The sequence below is a fragment of the Streptomyces globisporus genome, assembly GCF_003501885.1.
Lineage (GTDB): Bacteria > Actinomycetota > Actinomycetes > Streptomycetales > Streptomycetaceae > Streptomyces > Streptomyces globisporus_D.
In genome coordinates, this window is sequence record NZ_QWFA01000277.1 from 1 (window position 1) to 6,770 (window position 6,770).

Consider the following 6,770-nt stretch of genomic DNA (forward strand, 5'->3'; position numbering starts at 1 on the left):
ATGGAAGACGGGGCGGGCCGGGGGCGGGCCCCGGAGGGAGTACGCCGGGAGCAATCCCCGCGCACCTCGCGAAACGCCGCCGTAAGCTCGCGGACATGCAGGTCATCCAGTCGACGAAGCTCGCCAACGTCTGTTACGAGATCCGGGGCCCCGTGCTGGAGGAGGCGATGCGGCTGGAAGCGGCCGGTCAGCGCATCCTCAAGCTGAACACGGGCAACCCGGCCGCGTTCGGGTTCGAGTGCCCGCCGGAGATCCTCGAGGACATCCTGCGCAACGTCGCGGGCGCGCACGGATACGGCGACGCGAAGGGCCTGCTGTCCGCGCGCCGTGCGGTGATGCAGCACTACCAGACCAAGGGCATCGAGCTCGACGTCGAGGACATCTACCTGGGCAACGGCGTCTCCGAGCTGATCCAGATGTCGATGCAGGCGCTGCTGGACGACGGCGACGAGGTGCTCGTACCGGCTCCCGACTATCCGCTGTGGACCGCCTCGGTCTCGCTGGCGGGCGGGACGGCCGTGCACTACCGGTGCGACGAGCAGGCCGACTGGATGCCGGACCTCGCCGACATCGAGCGGAAGATCACCGACCGCACCAAGGCCCTGGTGATCATCAACCCGAACAATCCGACCGGTGCGGTGTACGACGACGAGATGCTGCGCGGTCTCACCGAGATCGCCCGGCGGCACAACCTGATCGTCTGCTCGGACGAGATCTACGACCGGATCCTCTACGACGGCGCGACCCACACCCCGACGGCGGCCCTGGCCCCAGACCTGATGGTGCTGACCTTCAACGGGCTCTCCAAGAACTACCGGGTGGCCGGCTACCGCTCCGGCTGGATGGCCGTCTGCGGACCGAAGGCGCACGCCACCTCGTACATCGAGGGGCTGACGATCCTCGCCAACATGCGGCTCTGCGCCAACATGCCCTCGCAGCACGCGGTGGCCACCGCGCTCGGCGGACGGCAGTCGATCGAGGACCTGGTGCTGCCGGGCGGCCGGATCCTGGAGCAGCGGAACACGGCGTACGACCTGCTGACCTCGATCCCCGGGGTGACCTGCGTGAAGCCGAAGGGGGCGCTGTATCTCTTCCCCCGGCTCGACCCCAAGGTCTACAAGATCAAGGACGACCGGCAGATGGTGCTGGACCTGCTGCGGGCCGAGAAGATCATGGTCGTACAGGGCACCGGTTTCAACTGGCCCGAGCCCGATCACTTCCGGATCGTCACGCTGCCGACGGTCGAGGACCTGACCGACGCGGCGACCCGGATCGGCACGTTCCTGGACGGTTACGGGCAGCCGTAGCCGGGGCCGGGGGTGTGAGGCGTACGGACAACCGCAGCCGGGCGGCGTGCCATGGGCGGTCACGGACAGCCGTGCACCGATCACACTTCCGGATCGCTGACAACTTTAGACTCGTTCCAATGTAGGATGGTGACACGCACCCTCGGGAGGCCATCCATGTACGAGCCGATCCGCAGCCCCTCGGTCCACACCCCGGCCGACGACGCGGTCTTTCCGCGCCGCAGCCGCGAGGAGGAGCTGGACATCCAGCTCGCCGGGCATCTGGCCGCCCTCCTCGCAGTCACCGACGAGCTGGGCCTGCGCACGGCGGGCGACCGTATCGCCGAGCAGGTGGCCCGGCTGCGCGGCGCCCCGCCCGCCCGGCACGCGGGCCTGACCGCCGCCGCCCCCGCGGACCTCCACCGCCGCGCCCACGCCCTCGCGGGCCGCGCCCTGCTGGTGGCCGCCTCCCGCGCCGACACGACCGCCGCCATCCTCTCCGCCGAGCGGATGGACGCCCACACCGCGGCGCTCGCCGCCCTCGCCGCCCCGGCCTCCCCCGGGCAGCTGGTCGGCGCCCACTGACGGCCCCGGTCCGCGCGCCTCGGAGGCGTGCGGACCGGGTGCCACGAGCCGGCCGTCGAGCCCCGCACAGCCGGCCGACCCCGTACGGAGGCCCGGCCCCGGCAGCCACGCGGACGGCCTCGCGGACGACGCGCGGCGGGAGCCCGGGTCAGCCGGTCTTGCGGACCCGCACGGTCGCCGACGCCGTCGAGCCGCTGTGCAGCTCGTCGCCCGCGTAGCCGACCGTGTACGTGACCTGGCCGTTCACCCGCGGCAGGTCGTTGATCCGGAACGTGCCGTCGGCCGCGACCGCCGCCGACGTCAGGACACCGGTCCCCTTCTTGTCGGCGCGCTCCACGGACAGCGTGACCCCGGCCGGGAGGGCGCGGCCCTGCCAGGTCAGCCTGCCGGTGATCTCCAGCCCCTGGCCCTTCACACCCTCGGCCGGAGCGGTCAGTGCGAGCGCGGTCGGCGCCTTGGCGACGGAGACGGTGAGGGTGACGTCCTGGGCCGGACGGTGGGTCAGGTCTCCGGTGAAGGAGACGGTGTACGTGGCCTCGCCGACGAGCGCGGGCACGTCCAGGACCGTGAACGAGCCGTCCGCGTCGACCTCGACGGCGGCGAGCCTGCGGTCGCCGTTCGCGTCGCTTCGCACCGCGGAGACCTTCACCGGCTCGGCGGGAGCGGGGCCGTCGAGCTCCAGCCGCCCCCGGATGCCGAGGGGTTCACCGACGACCGGCTGCCCCGGGGTGGTACCGAGCACCCCGGTGAAGCGGGAGTCGTGCTGCACGGCCGGGGGCTGGATGACGTGCAGCCAGTACTCCGTACCCGGCACGTTGGTGGTGACGGCGAAGAGGCGCGAGCCGTCCGCGGACCACCCGAGGCCGCGTGGAGCGACCCGGTTGCCTTCCAGTGCCCCGTCGAAGGCGAACTCCAGCGGGGCCGTGCGGTCCGCCGGGTCGGCCGCCTGCACCAGCAGGTCGGCGGTGCTCCCGGTGGCGGCGGCCCCCCGCGCGAGGTACTTCCCGTCGCCGCTGAAGGCGACGGCCGAAGCCGTGGCACCGTCGGGCAGCGGCTGGTACTGCACCGGGGCGTCGGACAGGTCGGCGGCGTCCAGCAGCCGGGTGCCCGCGGCGGCGTCGGCCACGGCGATCCGCGTACCGTCGGAGGACTGCGCGACGTCCTTCAGGTCCAGCGCGCCCTTGCCGTCGCTGCCCGCGAACCGGCGCTCGGGTCCACGTACGAGCGTGCTGCCGGTCGCGTCGAAGGCGGTGAGGAAGGGATCGGCGACTCCCGCGGTACGCGACTGGCCCATGACGAGGCGGCCGGGAGCTTCGGGGCCGCTCCACAGACGCAGCCGCCCGTAGTCGTTCCAGCCGGTGTAGCCGACTCCCGTGCCCTCGGCCGTGTACAGCCGGCTGTTCCGCGTGTCGCAGTCGCTGCTGGCCGGGGCCTCGGTGTACCACTGCTTCCCACCGGCGAAGGCCACATCGCGCGGGCATTCCACGACGTAGGCGGCGTACGCCTGACCGGTGCGGGTCTGCGTCTGCGTGTCGAAGGAGAGGATGCCGTTCGACTGCGACACGTAGAGCTTGGAGGCGTCCGTGCTGAGCGCCATCCCCGAGGGCGAGGTGTCGGTGGCGAGCGAACCGGTGTACTCGCCCTGGAAGTTGTAGACAAGGACCCGGCCCGCGCTGCGGGACCGGGCGTCGTCGGTGATGTAGACGCGCTGGTGGACCGAGTCGACGACGACGGCCGAATAGGAGGAGACCGGGAGCTTGGCCACCTGCTCCCCCGTCGCCGCCACCGCCACCGGAGCGGCGACGGCGGTCAGGCCCGCGGTGCCGAGAGCCAGCACGGTCAGAGCCGCCGCCGTACGTAGGCAATGCCGAGAAATCTTCAACTGAGGTCCCCCCACGGACTCTTCGCGGCCTGACGACGAGCGGGCCGCCTTGTGAAGGCCGAGTCAACAAGAGTGAAGATCCCGTGTGCAAGCATACGGCGATGCATGGACGTTCTGCGTAAAACGGGGCGGCCCCCGGAACCGTGAGGGGGTTCCGGGGGCCGGGAGGGGTGTCCTTGGTCGGGGACCGGCCCTCCGGGGCCGTCGGTGACGACGGGCCCCGTACCGCGGCGGATCGTTCGGCCCCACAGGTCAGGGCGGATGTCCGATGGACCCGGCCGCGGGGTCCGCGGGGAGTGCCGGGTTCAGCCCAGGCGCTCGACGAGCGCGTGGTACTCGTCCCACAGCTCCTTGGGCGTGTGGTCGCCGAAGGTGTTGAGGTGCTCGGGGACCAGGGCGGCCTCCTCGCGCCAGACCTTCTTGTCGACGGTGAGGAGGAAGTCGAGGTCGGCCTCGGAGAGGTCCAGCCCCTCGGTGTCCAGCGCACCCTTGGCCGGCAGGATGCCGATCGGGGACTCGACGCCCTCGGCCGTGCCCTCCAGGCGCTCCACGATCCACTTCAGGACGCGGCTGTTCTCGCCGAAGCCGGGCCAGACGAACTTGCCGGCCTCGTTCTTGCGGAACCAGTTCACGTAGTAGATCTTCGGCAGCTTGGCCTGGTCCTTGTCGGCGCCGACCTTGACCCAGTGGTTCATGTAGTCGCCCATGTTGTAGCCGCAGAACGGCAGCATGGCGAACGGGTCGCGGCGCAGCTCGCCGACCTTGCCCTCGGCGGCGGCGGTCTTCTCGGAGGCGACGTTGGCGCCGAGGAAGACGCCGTGCTGCCAGTCGAAGGACTCGGTGACCAGCGGGACGGCGGAGGCGCGGCGGCCGCCGAAGAGGATCGCGGAGATCGGCACGCCCTTGGGGTCCTCCCACTCGGGCGCGATGATCGGGCACTGTCCGGCGGGGACGGTGAAGCGGGCGTTGGGGTGGGCGGCGGGCGTGGCGGACTCGGGGGTCCAGTCGTTGCCCTTCCAGTCGGTGAGGTGCGCGGGCGCCTCCTCGGTCATGCCCTCCCACCACACGTCGCCGTCGTCGGTGAGCGCGACGTTGGTGAAGACGGAGTTGCCCCACATGGTCTTCATGGCGTTGGCGTTGGTGTGCTCGCCGGTGCCGGGCGCGACGCCGAAGAAGCCGGCCTCGGGGTTGATGGCGTAGAGGCGGCCGTCCTCGCCGAACCGCATCCAGGCGATGTCGTCGCCGATGGTCTCCACGGTCCAGCCGGGGATCGTGGGCTCCAGCATGGCAAGGTTGGTCTTGCCGCAGGCGGACGGGAACGCGGCCGCGACGTACTTCGACTCCCCGCGCGGCGGCGTGAGCTTGAGGATCAGCATGTGCTCGGCGAGCCAGCCCTCGTCGCGGGCCATGACGGAGGCGATGCGCAGGGCGTAGCACTTCTTGCCGAGCAGGGCGTTGCCGCCGTAGCCGGAGCCGTACGACCAGATCTCGCGGTCCTCGGGGAAGTGCGAGATGTACTTGGTGGAGTTGCAGGGCCAGGGGACGTCCTGCTCGCCCGCGGCCAGGGGGGCGCCGAGGGTGTGGACGGCCTTCACGAAGAAGCCGTCGGTGCCCAGCTCGTCCAGGACGGCCTGGCCCATGCGGGTCATGGTGCGCATGGCGACGGCGACGTACGCGGAGTCGGTGATCTCGACGCCGATCGCGGAGAGCGGCGAGCCGACGGGCCCCATGCAGAAGGGCACGACGTACATGGTGCGGCCACGCATGGAGCCGCGGAAGACGCCGTTCTCACCGGTGAAGATCTCCCGCATCTCCGCGGGGTCCTTCCAGTGGTTGGTCGGCCCCGCGTCCTTCTCCTCCTTGGAGCAGATGAACGTGCGGTCCTCGACGCGGGCGACGTCGGTGGGGTCGGAGGCGGCGTAGTACGAGTTGGGCCGCTTGACCTCGTCCAGCTTGGTGAACGTGCCCTTGGCGACGAGCTCCCCGCACAGGCGCTCGTACTCGGCCTCGGAGCCGTCGCACCAGACCACCCGGTCCGGCTGGGTGATGGCTGCGATCTCGTCGACCCAGGAGATGAGCTCCTGGTGGTGGGTGGGGACAGTGAGGGGAGCCGCGATGTCGCGCGCCACGATCGCTCCTACGTTGAGGGTGTCAGTTGTCTGTAGGCCCCGTGGGGGCTGCGACCCGGATGCTTCGTACCCTTCGAAATCCCCTGGCGCTCATCCGGTGCCGACTGCACTCATTTGATCATCCGACCGATCCGCCCATCTGTCCAGGGGGCCTCACACGTGAGCATCGCCACTCATTTGCGCCCCGTATCCGCTACCTACGGTGGCGTAGGTAGCATGCGGCATGCGAACATACATCTTCCTGATCATCGCCGGCACCTACACCCCGCTGACCCTGCTCCTGCTCCCCGAGTCGACGGCCCGCCCCCTGCTGTGGGCGGTCTGGGCGGCCGCGGCGGCGGGCATCGTCTTCCGCGTCTTCTGGGTCGGCGCACCGCGCTGGCTCTACACCCCGTGCTACATCGCGATGGGCTGGGCGGCGGTCTTCTTCCTGCCCGACTTCATGCGGACGGGCGGCATCGCGGTCCTGGTCCTGGTGATCGTCGGCGGGGTGCTCTACAGCGCGGGCGGCGTGATCTACGGCATCAAGAAGCCGAACCCGTCGCCGCGCTGGTTCGGCTTCCACGAGGTCTTCCACTCGCTGACGCTGGCGGCGTTCATCGCGCACTACGTGGGCATCTCGCTGGTGGCGTACCAGCACGGATAGACGCGCACGGGTTACGGACGAGGGGCCGGTCGCACGAGACGACCGGCCCCTCACGGCTGTCCGCGGGCGTCACCCGCCCAGCTTGCCCGCCAACTCCCCCGCGTCCGTCGTCGGCGCGTCGCAGACGAAGTGGCGGCAGACGTACGCGGTCGGCTCGCCGCCCACCAGCGGCCGGTCCACCAGCAGCGGGAACTCGGCCCCCGCCCCCGGCCCTTCCCCGGCCGCGACCACCGCGCCCGGGG

4 protein-coding genes and 1 pseudogene are annotated in these 6,770 nt (G+C 71.0%); 3 read left to right on the forward strand and 2 right to left on the reverse strand.

What is annotated here, in order from left to right:
• Window positions 1–95: 95 nt before the first annotated feature.
• The gene (locus D3105_RS31660; protein WP_118906312.1) at window positions 96–1,307 is read left to right on the forward strand and encodes a pyridoxal phosphate-dependent aminotransferase; all 1,212 of its coding nucleotides are present in this window, start codon (window positions 96–98) and stop codon (window positions 1,305–1,307) included.
• Window positions 1,308–1,463: 156 nt separating this feature from the next.
• Window positions 1,464–1,871 (forward strand): hypothetical protein, encoded by a 408-nt coding sequence (locus tag D3105_RS31665; RefSeq protein ID WP_118906313.1) that lies wholly within the window; start codon window positions 1,464–1,466, stop codon window positions 1,869–1,871.
• 148 nt (window positions 1,872–2,019) lie between these two features.
• On the opposite strand, the gene D3105_RS31670 is transcribed toward D3105_RS31665, so the two are convergent.
• A complete protein-coding gene (locus tag D3105_RS31670; RefSeq protein ID WP_240647094.1) occupies window positions 2,020–3,708 on the reverse strand; it encodes an Ig-like domain repeat protein in 1,689 nt (562 codons plus the stop codon).
• A 350-nt stretch (window positions 3,709–4,058) separates the two neighbouring features.
• Window positions 4,059–5,882 (reverse strand): phosphoenolpyruvate carboxykinase (GTP), encoded by a 1,824-nt coding sequence (locus D3105_RS31675; protein WP_118906314.1) that lies wholly within the window; start codon window positions 5,880–5,882, stop codon window positions 4,059–4,061.
• Window positions 5,883–6,117: 235 nt separating this feature from the next.
• On the opposite strand from D3105_RS31675, the pseudogene trhA reads away from it, so the two are divergent.
• Window positions 6,118–6,528, forward strand: a pseudogene (gene trhA, locus D3105_RS31680) (PAQR family membrane homeostasis protein TrhA); the annotation flags it as partial.
• Window positions 6,529–6,770: the final 242 nt, after the last annotated feature.

Coding starts and splice junctions, on each gene's coding strand:
- D3105_RS31665 (WP_118906313.1), top strand. CDS start 1,464: ATGTACGAGCCGATCCGCAGCCCCTCGGTCCACACCCCGGCCGACGAC.
- D3105_RS31660 (WP_118906312.1), top strand. CDS start 96: ATGCAGGTCATCCAGTCGACGAAGCTCGCCAACGTCTGTTACGAGATC.